The 20432-nt window shown below is 72.2% G+C and carries 16 protein-coding genes; 10 read left to right on the top strand and 6 right to left on the bottom strand.

The window, feature by feature from the left end; translation table 11 throughout:
* Positions 1 to 12: 12 nt before the first annotated feature.
* The gene (locus LQF12_RS06260) at positions 13 to 1389 is read left to right on the top strand and encodes a M16 family metallopeptidase (RefSeq protein ID WP_231055110.1); all 1377 of its coding nucleotides are present in this window, start codon (positions 13 to 15) and stop codon (positions 1387 to 1389) included.
* Entirely contained in the window at positions 1386 to 2162 is a 777-nt protein-coding gene (gene dapB / locus LQF12_RS06265) for a 4-hydroxy-tetrahydrodipicolinate reductase (RefSeq protein ID WP_231055111.1), read from the top strand. The genes LQF12_RS06260 and dapB overlap by 4 nt, the downstream gene beginning before the upstream one ends.
* A 19-nt stretch (positions 2163 to 2181) precedes the next feature.
* Here dapB and LQF12_RS06270 read toward each other — a convergent pair whose 3' ends face one another.
* Complete coding sequence (locus tag LQF12_RS06270; protein WP_231055112.1) at positions 2182 to 2733, bottom strand: GNAT family N-acetyltransferase; 552 nt, start codon at positions 2731 to 2733, stop codon at positions 2182 to 2184.
* 97 nt (positions 2734 to 2830) lie between these two features.
* Here LQF12_RS06270 and dapA point away from each other — a divergent pair, with 97 nt between their 5' ends.
* Positions 2831 to 3748, top strand: coding sequence for a 4-hydroxy-tetrahydrodipicolinate synthase (gene dapA / locus LQF12_RS06275; RefSeq protein WP_231055113.1), 918 nt, complete (start codon positions 2831 to 2833; stop codon positions 3746 to 3748).
* Entirely contained in the window at positions 3745 to 5430 is a 1686-nt protein-coding gene (locus LQF12_RS06280) for a ribonuclease J (RefSeq protein WP_231055114.1), read from the top strand. Before dapA ends, LQF12_RS06280 begins: the two co-directional genes overlap by 4 nt.
* Here the strand turns inward: LQF12_RS06280 and LQF12_RS06285 are convergent.
* Positions 5405 to 6043: a TetR/AcrR family transcriptional regulator gene (locus LQF12_RS06285; protein WP_231055115.1), complete on the bottom strand. Its 639-nt coding sequence runs from the start codon at positions 6041 to 6043 to the stop codon at positions 5405 to 5407. The genes LQF12_RS06280 and LQF12_RS06285 overlap by 26 nt on opposite strands.
* A 79-nt stretch (positions 6044 to 6122) precedes the next feature.
* On the opposite strand from LQF12_RS06285, the gene LQF12_RS06290 reads away from it, so the two are divergent.
* The 3 genes from LQF12_RS06290 to LQF12_RS06300 all read left to right on the top strand — a co-directional run bounded on the left by LQF12_RS06290 (position 6123) and on the right by LQF12_RS06300 (position 9990).
* Entirely contained in the window at positions 6123 to 6530 is a 408-nt protein-coding gene (locus LQF12_RS06290) for a hypothetical protein (protein ID WP_231055116.1), read from the top strand.
* Positions 6531 to 6603: 73 nt separating this feature from the next.
* Positions 6604 to 7236, top strand: coding sequence for a hypothetical protein (locus LQF12_RS06295; protein ID WP_231055117.1), 633 nt, complete (start codon positions 6604 to 6606; stop codon positions 7234 to 7236).
* A gap of 108 nt (positions 7237 to 7344) precedes the next feature.
* Positions 7345 to 9990, top strand: a complete 2646-nt coding sequence (locus LQF12_RS06300) for an FtsK/SpoIIIE family DNA translocase (protein WP_290370739.1) — start codon at positions 7345 to 7347, stop codon at positions 9988 to 9990.
* Positions 9991 to 10025: 35 nt separating this feature from the next.
* On the opposite strand, the gene LQF12_RS06305 is transcribed toward LQF12_RS06300, so the two are convergent.
* The gene (locus LQF12_RS06305) at positions 10026 to 11333 is read right to left on the bottom strand and encodes a CapA family protein (RefSeq protein WP_231055118.1); all 1308 of its coding nucleotides are present in this window, start codon (positions 11331 to 11333) and stop codon (positions 10026 to 10028) included.
* A gap of 72 nt (positions 11334 to 11405) precedes the next feature.
* Between LQF12_RS06305 and pgsA the strand changes: the two genes are divergently transcribed.
* The 3 genes from pgsA (at position 11406) to LQF12_RS06320 (ending at position 13059) form a co-directional block, all read left to right on the top strand.
* Positions 11406 to 12008 (top strand): CDP-diacylglycerol--glycerol-3-phosphate 3-phosphatidyltransferase, encoded by a 603-nt coding sequence (gene pgsA, locus LQF12_RS06310; RefSeq protein WP_290370740.1) that lies wholly within the window; start codon positions 11406 to 11408, stop codon positions 12006 to 12008.
* Entirely contained in the window at positions 12005 to 12514 is a 510-nt protein-coding gene (locus LQF12_RS06315; RefSeq protein WP_231055119.1) for a CinA family protein, read from the top strand. Before pgsA ends, LQF12_RS06315 begins: the two co-directional genes overlap by 4 nt.
* A gap of 227 nt (positions 12515 to 12741) precedes the next feature.
* Positions 12742 to 13059, top strand: coding sequence for a helix-turn-helix domain-containing protein (locus tag LQF12_RS06320; RefSeq protein ID WP_231055542.1), 318 nt, complete (start codon positions 12742 to 12744; stop codon positions 13057 to 13059).
* Positions 13060 to 13094: 35 nt separating this feature from the next.
* Here LQF12_RS06320 and LQF12_RS06325 read toward each other — a convergent pair whose 3' ends face one another.
* The 3 genes from LQF12_RS06325 to LQF12_RS06335 all read right to left on the bottom strand — a co-directional run bounded on the left by LQF12_RS06325 (position 13095) and on the right by LQF12_RS06335 (position 20342).
* The gene (locus tag LQF12_RS06325; RefSeq protein WP_231055120.1) at positions 13095 to 13874 is read right to left on the bottom strand and encodes a DNA-formamidopyrimidine glycosylase family protein; all 780 of its coding nucleotides are present in this window, start codon (positions 13872 to 13874) and stop codon (positions 13095 to 13097) included.
* Between the two features lie 3 nt (positions 13875 to 13877).
* Positions 13878 to 18680, bottom strand: coding sequence for an Lhr family ATP-dependent helicase (locus LQF12_RS06330; protein WP_435531224.1), 4803 nt, complete (start codon positions 18678 to 18680; stop codon positions 13878 to 13880).
* Between the two features lie 129 nt (positions 18681 to 18809).
* Positions 18810 to 20342 (bottom strand): HNH endonuclease signature motif containing protein, encoded by a 1533-nt coding sequence (locus LQF12_RS06335; RefSeq protein WP_231055122.1) that lies wholly within the window; start codon positions 20340 to 20342, stop codon positions 18810 to 18812.
* Positions 20343 to 20432 lie beyond the last annotated feature (90 nt).

Genomic DNA, 20432 nt, shown 5'->3' on the forward strand with positions numbered 1-20432 from the left:
GGCCTGCCAGGCATGACAGAGCTGATCCTGGGCCCGGCGGGTTCGCCGGGCACGGAGCTCACCGTGGAGACCGACGCGGGCGCCGTGGTGCGCCGGTCGGTCCTCCCCGGCGGCATCCGGGTGCTGACCGAGGCGATGCCCGGTCAGCGCTCGGTCGCCGTCGGCGCCTGGGTGGCCGTCGGCTCGCGCGACGAGACCGACGGCCACCACGGCTCCACCCACTTCCTCGAGCACCTGCTCTTCAAGGGCACCCCCAGCCGGGACGCGATGCAGATCGCCTCGGCATTCGATGCCGTGGGCGGCGAGGCGAACGCCGCCACCGGTAAGGAGCACACCTGCTACTTCGCGCGGGTGCTGGACGCCGATCTGCCGATGGCCGTCGAGGTGATCACGGACATGGTCACCTCCGCGGTGCTCGATGCCGACGAGTTCGCCAGCGAACGCGAGGTCATCCTCGAAGAGATCGCGATGAACGAGGACGACCCGGGCGACGTCGCGCATGAGCGGTTCTCCGCCCAGGTCTTCGGTGACCACGCGCTCGGCCGTCCGATCGGCGGCACCCCGCAGACCATTCGTGCGGTCCCGCGTGAGGCGGTCCTGGAGCACTACCGGCGCACCTACGTCCCCTCCGAGCTGGTGGTCACCGCCGCCGGCAGCGTCGACCACGACGCGCTGTGCGCGCAGGTGCTGGCCGCCGTGCGCAGCGGCGGATGGTCGTTGGACCCCGCGGCCGGACCCGCGCCGCGCCGCCGTGCGGGGGAGATCCCTCCGGCCTCCGGTATCCCGACGACGCCCAGCACCCTGACCGTGCACCGGCGCACCGAGCAGGCGAACGTCCTGCTCGGCGGACTCGGCCTGCCCGCGGGCGATGCGCGGCGCTTCGATCTCGCCGTACTCAACGCCGTACTCGGCGGATCGATGAGCTCGAGACTGTTCCAGGAGGTCCGCGAGAAGCGCGGCCTCGCCTATGCGGTGTACTCCTTCTCCGGTGGCTTCGCCGACGCCGGCATGTTCGGCCTCTACGCCGGCTGTGCCCCCGGGAAGGTCGAGCAGGTCGTCGACCTGCTGGAGGAGCAGTGGCGCCTGCTCGCCACCGAGCCGATCGGCAACGAGGAACTGGCCCGTGGCATCGGCCAGGTGTGCGGGCAGCTGGTCCTCGGCCTCGAGGACAACGGCTCCCGGATGTCCCGGCTCGGCCGGACCGAGATCAGCACCGGTGAGCTGCTCACCGTGACCGAGACCCTGGAGCGCGTCCGGGCGGTGCGGGCCGAGGACGTACGCGCGCTCGCGTCGGACCTGCTCGAGCGACCGAGGCACTTGACCGTCGTCGGGCCGTTCGAGGAGGCCTTCCGCGGCCAAGGACGGCTGGAGACGGAGCGAGCGGCATGACGCAGCAGCATCTGAGTAGTGAGCGGACCGGACCGGTGCGGGTGGCCGTGCTCGGGGCGGCGGGGCGGATGGGTACCGCGGTGTGCGCGGCGGTCGAGGCCGCCGCCGACACCGAGCTCGTGGCGCGCCTGGATGTCGGCGATGACGTCTCCTCCCTGGCCGGCGTGGCCGACGTCGCCGTGGACTTCACGGTGCCCTCGGCGACCGAGGCCAACGTGCACGCCCTCATCGATGCCGGGGTGCACCCGGTCGTGGGCACCACCGGCTGGGACGGGGACGCGATCGCGCGGGTGCGTGAGCACCTGGAGCGGGACGGGCGCGGGCTCGGGGCGCTGGTGGCCCCGAACTTCGCCCTCTCGGCGGTGCTGGCGATGCAGTTCGCCGCGCAGGCAGCCCGCTACTTCGAGTCGGTCGAGATCGTGGAGCTGCACCACCCGAACAAGGTGGATGCGCCGTCGGGCACCGCAATGCACACCGCGCAGGCGATCGCACGAGCCCGGCAGGGGATGCCGGCGGCCCCGGACGCGACCGAGAGCGGCCTCGAGGGCGCACGCGGAGCGCTGGTGGACGGCGTCCCCGTGCACGCCGTCCGGTTGCGCGGCCTGGTGGCTCACGAGGAGATCCTGCTCGGCAACCCCGGTGAGCAGCTGACCATCCGCACCGACAGCTTCGAGCGCTCCTCCTTCATGCCGGGCGTGCTGCTGGCCGTGCGGACCGTCGGCACTCGTCCCGGCCTGTCCGTCGGGCTGGACGCCTACCTGGAGCTCGGCTGAGGAGGCCGGCGCACCCCGGTCACAGCAGGGCCGACCATGCCTCCTCGCGGACCTGCGAGCCGGCGACGTCCAGCACCCGGCGCACCCCGATCGGTTCCAGCCCGGCCGTGGTGAGGAAGTCCGCGCGGACCTGGTCGCCCTCGATCGTCCAGGCGCGCACGTGCGAGGCACCGGTCTTGCGCAGGATGTCGGTGCAGGCCGCGAGCAGGCGGGACCCGTGCCCGGCGCGGACGTGCTCCGGGTCGACCTCCAGCGCCACGACCTCCCCGGTCTCCTCGGTGCCCGGCGCCGGTGCGAGGGCGGCGAAGCCCACGACCGTCGGCCCGTCGCACGCCGTGAGCATCCGGTGCTTGGCCGAGGGCGGCGAGGTGATGGCCGAGCGCCACGCCCGCGCCAGGTCGTCCTCGTCGAGATCGTTCAGCGCCGTGACCGGGAGCGTGCCGGCGTGAGCCGAGCGCCAGGCCTGCGCCTGGATCCTGCCCAGGGCCGGGGCGTCCGAGGCGACCGAGGGCCGCACCGACACGTCGGCGTGCAGGTCGGCGGAGCCGGGGTGGGTGTGCGAGTGAGCCATCGCTCCAGCGTAGGCGGTGGTGATCCTCACAGGCGCCCGGCCTCGCGTACGCGTGTGCGAGCCGCCGGCGCCGGGCGGAGGCGGTAACGTCGTCCCCATGTCCCGCTCGTCGCGCCCCTCGCGCTCCTTCGGTTCGGTCAGCATCGCCATGGTGACTCCGATGAGACCCGACGGCACGATCGATGTCGGCACCGCCCGGCGGCTGGCCCGCCACCTCGTGGACAGCGGCGCCGATGGGCTAGTGCTCAACGGCACCACCGGCGAGTCCCCGACGACGCACCAGCCCGAGAAGGACGAGTTCGTGGCCGCCGTCGTGGACGAGGTCGGCGCCGAGGCGATGATCATCGCCGGCGCGGGATCGAACGACACCGCGCACGCCGTGCGGATCGCCGAGGCCGCCGAGCGCACCGGCGCGCACGGGCTGCTCGTGGTCTCCCCCTACTACAACCGGCCCTCCCAGGAGGGTGTCTACCGCCACCTGCGCGCCATCGTGGAGTCCACCAGCCTGCCGGCGATGCTCTATGACATCCCCGGGCGCACCGGCGTGGCCATCGGCGACGAGATCCTCGACCGGCTCGCCGAGCACCCCCAGATCCGGGCGGTCAAGGACGCGACCGGTAACGTCGCCCAGGGCTTCGACCGGATGCGACGTACCGGGCTGGAGTACTACTCCGGCGACGACAACCTCAACCTGGCCTGGCTCGTGCACGGCGCCTCCGGCGTCGTCTCGGTGGTCGGCCACGTCGAGGCGCAGCGCTACTCCCAGATGGTCGGGGCGGTGGACTCCGGTGACCTCTACCTCGCCCGTGAGCTCTCCGCCCAGCTGGCCCCCGTGGTCGAGGCCATCATGGGCACCGGCCAGGGCGCTGTCATGGCCAAGGCGGCCCTGCAGCTGCAGGGCCACCTCCCGCACCGCTCGGTGCGCTCGCCGCTCGTCGAGGCCCATGCCGCCGAGATGGCAGACTTGCGCACCGCATTGACCCTGCACGGACTACTTGAGGACTCCGATCGATGAGCCATCCCCACCCTGACCTCACGCTCCCCGGCCCGCTGGCACCGGGAGCGCTCCGGATCGTCCCGCTCGGCGGTCTGGGCGAGGTCGGCCGGAACATGGCCGTGCTCGAGTTCGGCAAGCGCCTGCTGATCATCGACTGCGGTGTCCTCTTCCCCGAGGACCACCAGCCGGGGGTGGACCTGATCCTCCCGGACTTCAGCTACCTCGAAGGCCGGATGGATCAGATCGAGGCGATCGTCCTCACCCACGGGCACGAGGACCACATCGGCGCGGTCCCGTACCTGTTGCGCCTGCGCAAGGACATCCCCATCGTCGGATCCAAGCTCTCGCTGGCGTTCATCGCCGCCAAGCTCAAAGAGCACCGGATCAAGCCGGTGCTGCGTGAGGTGGCGGAGGGCCAGCGCCGCAAGTTCGGGGCCTTCGACCTCGAGTTCGTCGCCGTGAACCACTCGATCCCGGACGCGCTCGCCGTGGCCGTGCGCACGCCGGCCGGTCTGGTGCTGCACACGGGCGACTTCAAGATGGACCAGCTGCCGCTGGACTCGCGCATCACCGACCTCCGCGCCTTCGCCCGCCTGGGGGAGGAGGGCGTGGACCTGTTCATGACCGACTCCACCAACGCCGAGGTGCCGGGCTTCACCACCTCCGAGCGCGACATCGGCCCGGTGCTGGACGGAGTGTTCGCGCAGGCCGAGGGCCGGATCGTGGTGGCCTCCTTCTCCTCGCACGTCCACCGCGTGCAGCAGGTGCTGGATGCCGCGGAGGCGCACGGACGCCGGGTCGCGCTGGTCGGCCGCTCGATGGTGCGCAACATGACGATCGCCTCCGAGCTCGGCTACCTGAACGTCCCCGACGGCGTACTGATCGACGTCAAGAAGATCGACGACCTGCCCGAGGACCGGATGGTGCTGATGTGTACCGGCTCGCAGGGCGAGCCGATGGCAGCCCTCTCGCGGATCGCCAACCGGGACCACCGCGTCTCGGTCGGGCCCGGGGACACCGTCATCCTCGCGTCCTCGCTGATCCCCGGCAACGAGAACGCCGTCTTCCGCATCATCAATGGCCTCATCCGGCTCGGTGCGAAGGTGGTGCACCAGGCGAACGCCCGCGTGCACGTCTCCGGGCACGCCTCGGCCGGTGAGCTGCTGTACTGCTACAACATCGTCCGACCGAAGAACGTGATGCCGGTCCACGGTGAGGTGCGCCACCTCGTGGCCAACGGGGCGCTCGCCGTCAAGACCGGCGTCCCGCCCGAGCGGGTCGTGCTCGCCGAGGACGGCGTCGTGGTCGATCTCGTCGACGGGAAGGCGCGTATCGCGGGCGCCGTGCCCTGCGGGTACGTCTTCGTCGACGGCTCGTCCGTGGGTGACGTCACCGAGACCGAGCTGAAGGATCGCCGGATCCTGAGCGAGGAGGGCTTCATCTCGATCTTCGCCGTCGTGGACTCCTCCACCGGCGAGGTGGTGGCCGGGCCGGAGCTCCACGTCCGGGGTGTGGCCGAGGGTGAGGACAAGCTCGCGGCGATCGTGCCGGAGGTGCGCAAGGCACTCGCCGATGCGGCGGCCGGCGGATCCACCGACACCCACCAGCTGCAGCAGGTGATCCGGCGGGTCGTCGGGCGCTACGCCTCGACCAAGCTGAAGCGACGCCCGATGATCATCCCGGTGGTCGTGGAGTCCTGATCCGCTCGGTGCTCTCGGATGGGTCGTCGCCACCCCCGCCGACCCTGCTGTCCGTGGCGGCCGAGCCGGTGAGAGCCGCGCGGTAGCGGCGCTCCCGTTCCTCGGCGTCACCCGGCAGCAGGCCGGCCAGCTCGAGCCCGACGAGCCCGTGCACGAGCGCCCACAGCCGGATCGCCTCGGTCGTGGTCGCGGCCTCGGTGGCCCGCGGGTACCGCCGTGCGACCGCGTCCCTGAGCACCAGGAAGGTGGGTTCGGCCGTGCTGTCGGCGCCCGCGCGCAGTCCGGAGCCGAACATGACCTGATAGAAGTGCGGGTCGTCTAGGGCACTGCGCCGGTACGCGAGGCCGAGGGCGAACAGGTCGGCTGCCGGCTCGCCCGTCCGCGGTGCCGCGACCAGGTGGGCGGCGAAGCGGCGCAACCCCTCCTGGATCACCGCAGCGACGAGCTCGTCGCGCCCACCGAACAGGGCGTAGACGGCGGCCGTGGTGGTCTCGGCGTCGGCGGCCAGGCGCCGCAGCGAGACGCCGTCGGCGCCGTGGGTGGAGACGAGCCGGGAGGCGTGGTCGAGCAGGCGCCGTCGGACGGCGTCGTCGTATCGGCGAGGTCTGGCCACCCGCCCATGCTAAGGCCTTGACATGCCATTTCCGAACAGTGTTTGCTAACGCTGTTCGGAAACCTCGTCACAGGGAGACATGATGCTGTCCGATGCTGCTGCCACCACCGCCGGAATCGTCCTGATCGCCGCCGTCACGGTGACCACGGGCGGAGCGTTTCTCGCCCGGGTCGCCTCGGGCAGGGTGGCGGCCACCGAATTCCAGCGCACCTTCTACCGTGCCGGTCACGGTCACGCCGGGGTGCTCATCGTCTTCGGCCTGGTGTGCCTGATCCTGGCCGAGTCCACCTCGCTGACCGGCGGGTGGGCGTGGCTGGCTCGCTCGGGGGTGCTGGTCGCCGCGATCGTGATGCCCGCCGGCTTCTTCCTCTCGGCGATCGGCGCCGGGCGCACCTCCCCGAGCCGATGGGTCGTGCTGCTCTGGGCGGGGGCCGCCCTGCTGGTCGGAGGGCTCCTCACGCTCGCCGTCGGGTTGCTCACCGGGTGAGGCGGGTGGCGGAAGGGGTGCCGTGGACGGGTCGACTGTGCCACGATCGCCCTATCCGGCTCGAGGAGTGCTCATGGCCCGTCCCGTCCTGCGCGCGTCGCCTGCGCTGCCCGTGCTGCCCGTGCTGATGGCCGTGCTCGCGCTCGTGGCCTGCGCCCCCGACGCCGGTACCGGTAGCCAGGGCGGCACGACACCGGCCTCGCCGAGCCCAGCCGAGGAGGCGGAACCGGCCGAGAGCACGCCGTCCGAGCCCTCGCCCGAACCTACGGCCGAATCCTCGCTCGAGGCGGTCGTGACCGGACCGCAGGCCTGCGGGTCGGTGGTCTCCACCATCGGGGAGACGCTGACGGTCGAGATCATCGCCGGGGACCTCGATTGCGTCGCCGCCGAGGAACTGCTCGACACCTACTACAACGATCCGCCGTCGATCCCGGAAGGCAGTGGCGCCTACCTCACCATCGGCGAGTGGGAGTGCAACTCCTCCTCCAGCCAGGAACCGGGCCGGGCATCCACCTGCCGGCACCCCGGCGGCGGCGAGATCGTGAGCCTGCCTGCTGAGGGCGGCGCGCCGACTCCGGCGGAGGACGGCTACTGCGAGCAGATCGATGACCCCACGCTCGACCAGCTCTTCGGAGACGAGCCCCACGACGAGCAGGTCTGTGAGACCTACATCGCCGGCGAGAATGCGATCGACCAGGCCGACTGATCCGCCTCCGCCCGCGTGTCAGTCGGCGCGCCTGCCGGCCTCGACTGGTTGAGTAGAGCCCGACAGGCCTGTCTCGGCATGCCTGACTGAGGAGGGACGAGACACATCATGGCGACCCGGACGACTTCCCCCGGACGGTCCGCCGCACCAGGACGCAAGAAGAGCACGAGCACGGGTGCCAAGAGTGGCGCCCGGTCCGGTTCGTCGACGTCCCGTGGTCGCGGTCCGCAGCAGCCGGGCAAGCCCGCCCTGCCCATCCGCGTGGTGCGCGGCATCTGGATGGGCGCCGCCCACGTGGTGGGGGGTACGGCCCGCTCGATCGGGTCCGGGGCCAAAGGCCTCGACCCGGCACACCGCCGGGACGGTCTGGCCTTCCTGCTGCTCGCGCTCGCCGTGATCGTCGCCGTGCGCGAGTGGTTCGGGCTCTCCGGGACCGCGGGGGAGTGGGTGCACGCCGCCGCCGCCGGCGGGGTGGGCGTCCTCGCCGTCGCGATCCCGGTGATCCTGGTGTTCCTGGCGGTCCGGCTGATGCGCCATCCCGATCGCCCCGAGGTCAACGGCCGTATCACCATCGGGTTGAGTGCGATCGTGGTGTCCGTGTGTGGCCTCGTCCACGTGGCCTCCGGCCGTCCCGCGCCGCCCGAGTGGTTCGACGTCTTCGGCGCCGGAGGGCTCATCGGCTGGGTCGCGGCGAACCCCGTCTCGACGGCGCTGACGATCTGGGTCGCGATCCCGCTGCTCTCGCTGCTCGGGTTCTTCGGGCTGCTCGTGGTGACGGCGACGCCGGTCGCGGCGATCCCGCGCCGGTTCCAGCAGGGGATCGACTGGATCACCGGCCGCGACGTCGAGGACGTCGAGCCCGAGGATGACGCGCACAGCGGTGGGGACGAGGAGTTCGGGAGCTCAGACGCCGGCGACGCGGCCCGCGAAGCCGTCGGTCGCCGGCGCAAGCGTGCGAGCAAGGCGAAGGCGGGCTCCGCCGTCGAGCCGGGCGCATTCCAGGGCGACGAGGCGTTCGAGCAGGCGGCCCAGGTCGCACCGGAGGACCCGGCCTCGCTCGCGCCTGCGGCAGCCGCCGAGCCGGAGCCCGAGCACGCCGACCCGAGCGAGGGCCTGGCTCCGCCACCGACCGAGGCGCTCCCGGCGCGGGCCGAGCAGCTCGTGCTCGACCCGGGCCTGACGTACACGCTTCCCGGCGACGACGTCCTGCTCCAGGGGCCTCCGCACAAGACCCGCTCAGCGGCCAACGACCGCGTGGTCGAGGCCCTGACGGCGGTGCTGACCGACTTCGGCGTCAATGCCGAGGTCACCGGTTTCACCCGTGGCCCCACGGTCACGCGCTACGAGGTCGAGCTCGGTGCCGGCGTGAAGGTCGAGCGGGTGACGGCCCTGAGCAAGAACATCGCCTATGCGGTGGCCTCGGCGGACGTGCGCATCCTCTCCCCGATCCCCGGGAAGAAGGCGATCGGGATCGAGATCCCGAACGCCGACCGCGAGACGGTCGCCCTCGGCGACGTGCTGCGGTCGGGTCCGGCCCGCCGGACCGAGCACCCGATGGTGATGGGCGTCGGCAAGGACGTCGAGGGCGGCTACGTGGTGGCCAACCTCGCCAAGATGCCGCACATGCTGGTGGCCGGAGCCACCGGCGCCGGTAAGTCCTCCTTCGTGAACTCGATGATCACCTCGATCATGATGCGCTCCACGCCGGAAGAGGTCCGGATGGTGCTGGTCGACCCGAAGCGCGTGGAGCTGACCATCTACGAGGGCATCCCGCACCTGATCACGCCGATCATCACCAGCCCGAAGAAGGCCGCCGAGGCGCTGGAGTGGGTGGTGCGCGAGATGGACACCCGCTACGACGATCTCGCCACCTACGGTTACAAGCACCTCGACGACTTCAACGCCGGGGTGCGCAGCGGGAAGGTGCAGCCGCTGCCGGGCAGCGAGCGCACGATCACCCCCTACCCGTACCTGCTCGTGATCGTCGACGAGCTCGCCGACCTGATGATGGTCGCCCCACGGGACGTCGAGGCCTCGATCCAGCGCATCACCCAGCTCGCCCGCGCCGCCGGTATCCACCTCGTGCTCGCCACCCAGCGACCGAGCGTGGACGTGGTCACAGGGCTGATCAAGGCCAACGTGCCCTCCCGGCTGGCGTTCGCGACATCCTCGCTCGCCGACTCCCGGGTGGTGCTGGACCAGCCCGGGGCCGAGAAGCTGATCGGCCAGGGCGATGCGCTGTTCCTGCCGATGGGCGCCTCCAAGCCCATGCGCGTGCAGGGGGCGTGGGTCACCGAGTCCGAGATCCACGAGGTCGTCGAGCACGTCAAGAGCCAGCTCAAGCCGAGCTATCGCGAGGACGTGATCGTCCCGCAGGCGAAGAAGCAGGTCGACGAGGACATCGGCGACGACCTCGATCTGCTGCTGCAGGCGGCCGAGCTGGTGGTGACCACCCAGTTCGGCTCGACCTCGATGCTGCAGCGCAAGCTCCGCGTCGGCTTCGCCAAGGCCGGTCGCCTGATGGATCTGCTGGAGTCGCGGGAGATCGTCGGCCCCTCGGAGGGGTCGAAGGCGCGCGACGTGATGGTGCAGCCCGATGACCTGCCCGCCACGCTCGCGACGCTGCGCGGTGAGACGCCGCCAGGGGCGGTCGAGGACGCCGAGGACGCCGCGGGCCCGATCGACTACTCCGACGGCGAGGACCAGTCCGATGAGGAGTCCGAGGACGCCTGGTCGCTGACCGACCGGGGCTGACAAGGCCGGGCTGACAGGTCGGGGCTGACAGGCCGTCAGGAGCGGGGGACCACCTCGGGCTCGGGTCCGGTCATCTCGGGTGGGCGCGTGCGCTGGGAGAAGTCGGCGCCGGTGGACTCGGCCATCACCTCACGCACTCCCTCCGCCCGGGAGGCGAGCACCGAGTCGCTGAGGGTCATCCCCTCCGGCTGGGCACCGTCGAGCAGGTCGGCCAGCGGATAGACGTGCTGTCCGCCGACCCGGTCGACCGTCATCGCGGTCCACTCCATCCCGCTCACGCGGACCGGCCCCTCGGCGGGCACCTGCACCGTCGCGGTCATGAACAGGCCGGTCGCGGTCTGGGGCACGCAGCAGGCGTCGTCCTGGTTGGAGATGAAGTTCCCCAGCGACCAGGCGACCCACATGCCCGACCCGTCCGGGCCGCCGTCGAGGAGCTCGTACGGCTGTGGCACGTGCGGATGGTTGCCGATGATTAGGTCGATCTCGCCCGAGGCGGCCAGCTCCTCGGCCAGGGCGCGCTGATCCGCGTTCGGCGCCGACTGGTACTCCATCCCCCAGTGCAGGGTTGCCACGACGAGGTCGGCCCCCTCCTGCCGGGCGGCACGGGCCTGGTCGACGAGCGCGTCGGCGTCGAGCAGGCTGACCGCCCACGGGGCGTCGTCGGGGATCGGCAGGCCGTTCGTGCCATAGGTGCCACCCAGTTGAGCGACGGTCACCGTGCGGCCGCCGCGCTCGAGCCGGTACAGCTGCGGGGTGGCTGCCTCCGCGTCGCTACGCGCCGATCCGGCGTGCCCCAGCCCCACCTCATCGAACACGTCGAGGGTGTGGACGAGGTTGTCGTAGCCACGGTCGAGCGAGTGGTTCGTGCCGGTCGAGCACCCGTCCCAGCCGAGGTCGGCCAGGTTCGCCGGGAGCTCGCCGGGAGCGCCGAAGAGCGGGTAGCCGGTCGGCTCCTCGCCGGGCAGTGCGAGCGGCACCTCCATGTTGCACAGGGCCAGATCGACACCGGTGCTCCATTCCCGGGTGGCCTCGAGCATGGGCGTGAAGTCGTAGCCCTCACCGGTGCGCGCCTCCCGGATCGGGGTATCGTGCGGGAGCACGTCGCCTGCCGCCCCGATGGTGAACTCGGCGTCCTCGGCGGGCTCCGCGGTGGGCTCCGGCGTGCCGTTCTCGGTGGGATCGGCGGGTTCGCTGGTCGGGGAGGGCGCCGAGGTCGTCGTCGAGGTGGGCGGGGAGCCCGACCCGAGCGGGAATGCGAGCGCGGCCGCGACACCCATCCCCACGACCAGGACGAGGACGAGGACGGCGGGAAGGAGCCAGTGCTTGCTGGTGTCGGTCGCCACGGCGGCAGAGTACCGCGACCCGCTGTACACCCGTGCACTGACGCCGGGGGCTGGTTCCCCTACGCTGGGCAGGTGACGAGCTCGCCGGAACCAGCTGCCCACCCGATCTCACCGGTGTGGAACCTGCCGAACGTCCTCACGATGCTGCGGATCGCCCTGGTCCCGGTGTTCGTGGTGCTGCTGTGGCAGGACACGTCGACGATGCGGCTGGCGGCGTTGGGTGTCTTCGTGGCCGCCGCCATCACGGACAAGCTCGACGGGTCGATCGCCCGCGCGCGCGGGATCGTCACCGACTTCGGCAAGATCGCCGACCCGTTCGCGGACAAGCTGCTCACCGGCTCGGCCTTCGTGGTCCTCTCCGTGCTCGGCGATGTCCCGTGGTGGGTGACCGTGCTCATCCTGGTGCGGGAGATCGGCATCACCGTGCTCCGGTTCGTCATGGTGCGGCGCTCGGTGATGGCCGCCTCGAACGGCGGCAAGCTCAAGACCGTGCTGCAGGTGATCGCGATCTGTCTGCTGATCCTGCCCGCGCAGGCCTTGCTCGGGGATCCGGTGGGGGCCGTCGTGAGTGTCGCGGGGCTGGTCGTCCTCTATGCCGCCACCGCGGTGACCGTGGTCACCGGTGTGGACTACTGCTGGCGGGCCTGGCGGATCGCAGCCCAGCAGCAGCCGTGAGCACCGCGGCGGTGCGGGCTGCCGGCCGGGTGATCGACCGGGCGCGGGAGGCCGGGGTCACTCTGGCCGTGGCAGAGTCGCTGACGGCGGGGGCGCTCGCCGCGCGGCTTGCGGACATCCCGGGGGCGTCGGCGGTGCTGACCGGGGGCGTGGTGGCCTACGCCACCGAGGTGAAGGCGGCGCTGCTGGGAGTGGACCGGGATCTGCTGGACCGCGGTGGTCCCGTGCACCCGCAGGTGGCCGTGCAGATGGCCGACGGCGTCCGCGGCCTCCTCGGGGCCGGACTCGGCCTGGCTACGACGGGTGTCGCCGGGCCCGGGCCGGCCGATGGCCGGCCGGCTGGGACGCTCTATGTGGCAGCGGTCCTGGCCGGCGCGCACCCGGAGGACGAGACCCTGGTGCACGTGCGTGGATACCACCTGGCCGGGACCCGGCCGGCGGTCCAGGCCGCGGCAGTCTCGCTCGCGCTGGCTGCGGCCGGTGCGGTGCTGGCTGATCGGACGTGAGCGTGCACGCACTGGGTGGGGGAACAGAACACCGGGGTGCGGCGTTGATCAGGGTGATGATCGAGACCAGGAAGCCCAAGTCGCCTGCACGGCGTGGCGCGACGCGCCCGCCGGCCCGCACCCCGGGTCCACGTGGTGGCACCCGTCACGCGACTGTCACCCGGCCGGGGTACGGTAAGAGTCCCATGAGCAGCACGAGCAACGCAGAGCGAGAGGAGGGACACACCATGGTGGTTCTACGACGAGAGATCGGTGATGTCCTCCGGGGCGCCCGGCAAGGCCAGGGCAGGACGCTGCGTGAGGTGTCCTCGGCGGCACGTGTGTCGCTGGGATACCTCTCCGAGGTCGAGCGCGGTCAGAAGGAGGCCTCCTCGGAGTTGCTGTCCTCGATCTGCTCGGCACTGAACATTCCGCTCGCGGTCGTGCTGCGAGAGGTCTCGGACCGCGTGGCCATCGCCGAGGGCGTGGCGATTCCGGACACCATTCCGCCGGACTTCGTCTACCAGGTCGGCCGGGACCGCGACGAGGATCTCGCGGCCGTCTGACAGTTCCCGCCGGTGTCCTGCACGGAGCTGCCCGGTCAGTCCGGCTGACAGGCGGGGCAGTGGAACGCGGGCCGTTCGTAGGGCGGGTCTCCCACAGGTGCGACAGCGATCATGCTGCCGCACCTGTGGCATAGCAGCCCGGCGCGCCCGTGCACGGGGGTGGGCCGCTCCCGGTGACCGGTGGCCGTCAGCGTCGGGGCATCGGCCGACTGGCGCATCAGGGCGGCGGCGGTCCCGTAGACCGACTCCGGATCCTCCACCCCCGAGGCGGGCCGCCACGGGCTGATGCGATGCCGCCACAGCGTTTCCGCGAGGTAGATGGTCCCGATGCCCGCGGCGACGCTCTGGTCCAGCAGGACGGCACCGACGGCGCGCCCACCCTGACCGCGCAGGTTCTCGGCCGCCCGCGCCAGATCGGGATCGTCGGCCATCAGGTCGGGTCCGAGGTGGCCGAGCAGGCGCCGTTCATCGCGCGTGCGCACCACCTCCAGCATGCCCAGCTCGTCCCCGACGCAGGTCCAGCGCTCGGTGGCCAGCACGGCGCGCACCAGCGGTCGACCGAACGGTTGTGGTGGCATGCGCGTTCGATGGACGAGCCATCGCCCGTCCATCCGCAGGTGGGAGTGCACCGTGCGACCGTCATCGAAGCGCGTCAACAGGTGCTTGCCGTAGGAGACCGTCCCCAGACTGGTGCGGCCGACCAGATCGATCCCGGAGGCGCCCGGCCATCGCAGCTCGGACCGCATCAGCGGCAGGTCGGCCAGCGCCGCCGTCAGCCGGCGAGCCACCCGGCGCAGGACGTCACCCTCGGGCATCGCTCACCTCCGGCGGATCCGCAGGCCGCTCGGGGTGGCGAGGAACCCGGCCTCGAGCAGTGCCTGGGCGAGAGGCGCGTCCGAGCTCAGGGCCGGGACGCCGTCGAGCCGCGTCACCGTGAACCGGCCCAGCCCGCCGGACTGGGCCCGGCGCACGAGCTCGGCCGCGGCGGCTTCCAGCCGGACAGGCTCGGTGCTGAAGCTGAGCACCGAGCGCGCTCCCCGTTCGAGGTAGAGCACCGGCTCGCCGTCGCAGAGGATCACGCTGGCCCCGACCTTGCGCCCGGGCCGGTGCGCAGTGCCCTCGCCGGTCATGCCGACCGGGTCCGGCCAAGAGAGCGCGGCGCCGTAGGGGTTCGCCGGATCCGTCGCGGCCAGGAGCAGCGCCGGACTCGACGCGCCTGCGCCTGTGCCGCGGAGGCGCTCCACGGCATCCGGGACGGCGAACTGAGCCGCTCCGAGACCTTCGACGAAGTACCCCCGCCGCACCTGCCCGCTCTCCTCGAGCGAGGCGAACGCCCGGTAGGCGGTGCCGAAGCCACCGGGGACGGCGAGTGCGGCGCTGCCGCGGGTGACCAGGCCGTCGCGGTCGAGCAAGGCGATGGCCGCCATCGTGGCGCGGCGTGACCCATCGGACCGTGCGCCCACCCGGGACCACCGGCCCACGCCGGTCTCAGGGACCGGCGGGCCACTGTGCAGGGCACGCAGGGAGCGGCCCCGCGGGCGGGCTCGAGGGCGGGCGCGCCGGGCCGAGCCTGCGCCCGGGCGCGGCCGTGCACCCAGGCGCGCGCGCAGCGGCGCGAGGCTGTCGTTGGTGACGCTGCCAGCCCACAGGCACTCCCACAGGGCCGCGAGCACGGCCTCCGACGTCGGTGGAACCTCCTCCTGCCACTCCTCGCGCAGGGTCGTGACCAGGTCGCGGTAGAACAGACCACCACCTCGGCCGAGGATGTCCAGCAGTGCGCGGTGCACCGGCGTCTCGACCGCCAGTTCACCGGCCGGGGCGAGGTCGGCGACCGCGTCGGCCGGGAGCAGCGCGACGAGTCCGTCGTTGCCCGGGCCGGAGCCGGCGCCCACCCAGACCACCTCGCCGGCGGTGGTCAGTTCATCGAGCATCTCCGGCGTGTAGTCGCTGACCCGGGCGGGCAGCACGAGCGATTCCCACGCCGAGGCGGCCACCGGCGTGCCGGCGAGCTGGTCGATGGCGGTGAGGACGCCGTCGGTGCCGCGCAGTGCCTGCACCTGGTGCCAGCGGGGGAGGAAGACTCCCAACCGCGCCGGGGGTACGGCTTCCACCTCCGCGCGGAGGGCGGCCAGACTGCGGCGCCGGATCCGCCGCAGCACGTCGGCGTCGCAGTAGTCCGGCCCAGGCATCGAGGCTCCGGCCGCCGTCTGGGCCCCCGGTGGACGTAGAGCCCCGCTGGTCAGCGCCCCCGCACGCACGAGCTCGGTGACGGTGGCGGTGAGCGCGCCGGGTCCCAGCCCGAGCCAGTGTGCGAGCTCACCGGCGCGGAACGGGCCGTGGGATCGGGCGAATCGCCGCACGAGATCCTCGAGCGCGCGCGGGACGGGTTCGGTGAGCGCCTCGGGTAGGCCCGTCGGCAGGGGGACCCCGAGGGCGTCGCGGATGCGCCCGGCGTCCTCCACGACGATCCACCGGCTCTCACCGGCTACCCGCACCGGGAGCACCCGGCGCTCGCCCTGCAGGGCCGAGAGCCAGTCCGCCACCGAGGCAGGTTCGGTGCATCGCGCGGCCAGGTCGTCCTCGGTCACCGGGCCGAGGCGTCGCACCAGGTCCAGCAGTCCCTCCCGGTCCCGGGCCCGGGCGGACTCCGTGCGCCAGCCGACCTCGTCCTCCACCGAGCGCAGCGCCTGCGGATCCAGCAGGTCGGCGATCTCGGCGCCTTCGCCCAGCAGGTCGGAGAGCAGTGAGGCGTCCAGGGTGAGGGCTGCTGCCCGCCGTTCGGCCAGCGGCGTGTCCTCGCCGTAGAGGAACTGCGCGACGTAGCCGAACAGCAGCGACTGGGCGAACGGGGACGGGGAGGGGGTGCTGACCTCCACCACCTGCACGTCCCTGGCCCGGATCTCCCGCATCAGCGCGGCCAGGGCGTCGATGTCGTAGTCATCCTGCAGGCACTCCCGCACCGCCTCCAGCACGACCGGGAAGTCGGCATGGCCGGCGGCCACCGAGAGCAGCTGGGCACTGCGCTGGCGCTGTTGCCAGAGCGGCTGGCGGCGGTCCGGTCGGCGGGCCGGCAGCAGCAGGGAGCGTGCTGCAGCCTCGCGGAACCGAGCCGCGAAGTGGGCGCTCCCGGAGAGCGCGGCCAGCGCCTGAGCGCGCAGCTCGTCCGGGTCGAGCAGCAGGTCCTCCAGCGTGACCTCGGCGGCCGCCGAGGCTCCCGGCGGGTCCGCGAGGCCCTGCGTGTCCGCTCGCACGGGACCGTAGGGGTCGTCCGCCGGCCCGGACCCGGTCAGCGACCAGGTGGCGTCGGTGTCCGGGAGCCTGAGCACGATGCCGTCGTCGGCGTGCATCGCGGCCACGTCCATGCCGAAGCGTTCCCGCAGCCGGGCGGAGAGGATCAGCGCCCAGGGCGCGTGGACCTCCGCGCCGTAGGGGGAGTGGATGACCACCCGCCAGTCCCCGAGCTCGTCGCGGAAGCGCTCGACCACGATCGAGCGGTCGGTGCTCAACCGGCCGGTGGCACTCTGCTGCTCACGCAGGTAGGTGAGCAGGTTCTCCTGCGCCCACGCGTCCAGGCCCCAGTCCTGGACGGCCTCGGGGGTGATCCCGCGGTCGGCGACCTCGCGCACCATGGCACCGATCGCGCGACCGAGCTCAGCCGGCCGCCCGGGTCGGTCGCCCTTCCAGAACGGCAGTCGGCCGGGTAGACCCGGTGCGGGGGAGACGAGCACCCGATCGGGCGTGATGTCCTCGATGCGCCAGGTGGAGGAGCCGAGGGTGAAGGTGTCGCCGGTGCGCGACTCGTAGACCATCTCCTCGTCGAGTTCGCCCACGCGCTTACCGCCGCGTGCGCTCGCATCCTGCCCGACGACATAGACTCCGTACAGGCCACGGTCGGGGATGGTGCCGCCGCTGGTGGCGGCCAGCAGCAGCGTGCCGGGGCGCCCGGTGAGGGTGCCGGCCACCCGGTCCCAGGTCAGGCGGGGGCGTAGATCGGCGAACTCCTCGCTCGGGTAGCGCCCGGCGAGCATGTCCAGCACGGCGGTGAGCACACGGTCGCTCAGGTGGGTCAGGGGTACGGAGCGGCGCATGAGCGCGGCGAGCTCCTCGACGGTCCACACCTCCTGCGCGCACATCGCCACGATCTGCTGCGCGAGCACGTCGAGCGGATTCGCCGGGACGTGCACCTCCTCGATCGCGCCGTCACGAGCCCGCGCGGAGGTGGTGGCCGCGGCGAGCAGGTCACCGCGATGCGTGGGCAGGACGACGCCGCGGGAGAGGGCGCCGACCTGGTGACCGGCGCGTCCGATGCGTTGCAGCGCGCTCGCCACCGACGGCGGTGCTCCGACCTGGACGACGAGGTCCACGGCGCCCATGTCGATGCCCAGCTCGAGCGAGCTGGTGGCGACGACAGCCGGCAGGGTGCCGTTCTTGAGCGCAGTCTCGGTCGCGGTGCGTTCCTCGCGGCTCATCGATCCGTGGTGGGGGCGCGCGATGATGGCGTCGGCGGGAAGGTGGTCCGGCTGCGGAAGCGCGGTGCCCGACTGTGCGGGGAGCTCGGCGGCCCAGGCCGATCCCTCGTCGAGCTCGGAGCCGAGCCCGAGCCGCTCGGCGTAGTGCTCGTTGATCCGGGCGGCCAGGCGTTCGGCGCCGCGCCGCGAGTTGGTGAACACGATGGTGGAGGTGTGGCTGGTGATCAGGTCGACCACGCGTTCGGTGACGTGGGGCCAGATCGAGCTGCCGGACGGGGTCTTGCCCTCGGGCACCATGCCGGCTGCGTCGCCGCTGAGATCCGCGCCTGAGCCGGGACCGGAGGCCGCTGAACTCAGATCGGAGAGGTCCGGGACGGGGACGACGACATCGATCTGGAGTTCTTTGTCCACGTGGGGCTGGACGATGCGGGTGGAGCGGCCGCCTTCGTCCAGGCTGCGGCTCCCGGCGAGATAGGCGGCCACCGATTCCGGCGGGCGCACGGTCGCCGAGAGGCCGATGCGCTGGGCAGGCCGCTCGAGCAGAGCGTCCAGGCGCTCGAGCGAGATCGCCAGGTGGGCGCCGCGCTTGTTCCCGGCCAGGGCATGCACCTCGTCGATGATCACGGCCTCCACACCGCGTAGTCCCTCGCGGGCGGAGGAGGTCAGCATGAGGAACAGTGACTCGGGGGTCGTGATGCAGATGTCCGGTGGGTGGGTGGAGAATCTGCGGCGTTCGGAGGCTGGGGTGTCGCCGGTGCGGACGCCGACCTGGACGTCGTTGACCGAGGCGCCCTGCGCCGTCGCGGTCTGGGTGATCCCCACCAGCGGCGAGCGCAGGTTGCGCTCGACGTCGGCGGCGAGGGCCTTGAGTGGCGAGACGTAGAGGACGCGGCAGCGTCGAGAGCGCTCGGCGGGCTGGGTGCCGGTGAGCAGTTGGTCCACCGCCCAGAGGAAGGCAGCCAGTGTCTTTCCTGAGCCCGTCGGCGCGATGACCAGAGCGTGCTGGCCGGAGGCCACGGCCTCCCAGGCGCCCGACTGCGCGGTGGTCGGGGCCTCGAACGCACTCGTGAACCAGCGACGGGTGGCGTCGCTGAATGCGGTCAGCGCATCGCCAGGTGGGCCGGCGTCGGAGGTTCGGGGCACGAACCTCATTGTGCCGCGCCGGGCTGACATCGTGCCCTCCGGACCTCGTGCCCTCCGGACATCGCGCCGGCCGTCCTGAGTTCGGGCTGGCATCGTGCCCTCGTGACATCCCGCCGGGCCGGCACGGCGCATCGGCTGTCAGAAGGGCGGGGCATCGTCATCGAGCGGGTGGTGCCCGTCCCGTTCGAGGTCGACGGTGGTGCCATCTCGCTTGCGCCGGTAGCGATGCCCGGTGGGGGTGATCCACTCGAACACGCCGGGCTCGGGCTGGTTCAGGGTGAAGTCGCCATGGGTCTTGAGCAGATGATCGCGGGTGCACAGGGCTCCGAGGTTCGCGTCGCTCGTGCGGCCGCCACGGTCATAGGCGGTGGTGTGGTCGAGCTGTGCCTCGATCGCGCGATGTGAGCAGCCCGGGCGGACGCACGTCCCGTCGCGAGCGCGGATGCGATCGGCCATTGCTGCCGGTGGCGTGTACCGCGTCCGCCCGAGGTCGACGGGCGCGCCGGTCACGGGATCGGTCACCATCCGGCGCCAGATCCCACCCGCGGCGAGGGCGCGAGCGGTAGCCGGGGCGATCGGGCCGTATCCGTCGAGCTCGGGCACCTCGCCGAGGGTGAGGGCTGGAGGATCGGCATCGATTCCGAAAACACCGGGGGAGCGGGAGTCTCCTGCTGCCGGGAGCAGTTGATCGAGTCCGACGGTGACGTGGACGCTGGGCCGGTGGCCGTTGCGCGTCGCCAGCGGCCATCCGTCCGCTTCAGCGGGACCGGAGTGCGGGCCGGACGCGGCCAGGACGCCGGTGCCCAGGGCCTGATGCCCGAGGCCGGTCAGGATGTCGAAGCGCAGTTGCTCGAGCGTGCGTTCATCACCACCGGCCCTGGCGGCCCGCGCCGCACCATCGAGGGCCAGGTCGAGGGTGAGCACATCCGCCACGGGTCCTTCCACGCGTAGGGAGGCCACGCTGTCGGGAAGGGCTCGTGGGCGGCTGACACGCCGTTGACTTCGGCGCCGGCTCGCGCGGGCATGTGCTTCGTCCGGATCGACTGCGATCAGCGCGGCCGCGACGTCGGCGCGAACCTGGGCCGGGGTGCGCCCTGGGGCACGGTCGAGGACGGAGTCCTCCACCGCGAGGGCGATCTGCCAGGGGACCTGCTCCAGCCCGTCGGCGATCGCCACGGCGCGAGGGCGGTCGATCGCTCCGGTCGCGAGCGCGTCGTCGGTACGGGTGAGCACCGTGGCGAGCTGCTTGCCACGTCGCACCAGGTCATGCCCCTCCCGGGTACTGCACCGCAGCCGCAGGGCCAGACAGTCGCCGGCCACGCCGACCGGGCCGTTGGTGTGCTCGGCCATCGCCTCGGGGTTCAGCGGTGCCCGGCCGGCGAGGGTGGCGGCGGCCCGCAGCTGGATCTGTTGCGCGCGGGAGGTGACTCGGGCGGCGGCGGCCGCGACCTCCACGAGCGCCGACTCGTCCAGTTCGTCGAGATCGATACTCTCCAGTTGAGCGAGCAGCGGCGCTCCGCCCGGTTGATCACGCAGTCGTTCGTCCCAGGGGGTGCGGTCCTCGACGACGACGGCGAGCATCCCGAGCTCGATCTCCGAGAGGGCGGACCAGGACAGTTCCAGACCGGCCTTCCGGCCGGCCTCCATGTCATCCCTCTGCGAGTCGAACATACGTTCTATCCTACGGTGGTTCGTCGGGACCCGCAAGGGGTCGGCGGACACCCGTCGGGCACGGCCCCGCCCCTTCGCTGCGCTCGTCTC

Origin of the sequence: Ruania suaedae, from assembly GCF_021049265.1 — a bacterium.
GTDB lineage: Bacteria > Actinomycetota > Actinomycetes > Actinomycetales > Beutenbergiaceae > Ruania > Ruania suaedae.

Excerpts from the sequence above, each read along its gene's own strand:
- LQF12_RS06260 (WP_231055110.1), top strand. The coding sequence starts at position 13 with ATGACAGAGCTGATCCTGGGCCCGGCGGGTTCGCCGGGCACGGAGCTC.
- dapB (WP_231055111.1), top strand. The coding sequence starts at position 1,386 with ATGACGCAGCAGCATCTGAGTAGTGAGCGGACCGGACCGGTGCGGGTG.
- LQF12_RS06270 (WP_231055112.1), bottom strand. The coding sequence starts at position 2,733 with ATGGCTCACTCGCACACCCACCCCGGCTCCGCCGACCTGCACGCCGAC.
- dapA (WP_231055113.1), top strand. The coding sequence starts at position 2,831 with ATGTCCCGCTCGTCGCGCCCCTCGCGCTCCTTCGGTTCGGTCAGCATC.
- LQF12_RS06280 (WP_231055114.1), top strand. The coding sequence starts at position 3,745 with ATGAGCCATCCCCACCCTGACCTCACGCTCCCCGGCCCGCTGGCACCG.
- LQF12_RS06290 (WP_231055116.1), top strand. The coding sequence starts at position 6,123 with ATGATGCTGTCCGATGCTGCTGCCACCACCGCCGGAATCGTCCTGATC.
- LQF12_RS06295 (WP_231055117.1), top strand. The coding sequence starts at position 6,604 with ATGGCCCGTCCCGTCCTGCGCGCGTCGCCTGCGCTGCCCGTGCTGCCC.
- LQF12_RS06300 (WP_290370739.1), top strand. The coding sequence starts at position 7,345 with ATGGCGACCCGGACGACTTCCCCCGGACGGTCCGCCGCACCAGGACGC.
- LQF12_RS06320 (WP_231055542.1), top strand. The coding sequence starts at position 12,742 with ATGGTGGTTCTACGACGAGAGATCGGTGATGTCCTCCGGGGCGCCCGG.
- LQF12_RS06325 (WP_231055120.1), bottom strand. The coding sequence starts at position 13,874 with ATGCCCGAGGGTGACGTCCTGCGCCGGGTGGCTCGCCGGCTGACGGCG.
- LQF12_RS06330 (WP_435531224.1), bottom strand. The coding sequence starts at position 18,680 with ATGAGGTTCGTGCCCCGAACCTCCGACGCCGGCCCACCTGGCGATGCG.
- LQF12_RS06335 (WP_231055122.1), bottom strand. The coding sequence starts at position 20,342 with ATGTTCGACTCGCAGAGGGATGACATGGAGGCCGGCCGGAAGGCCGGT.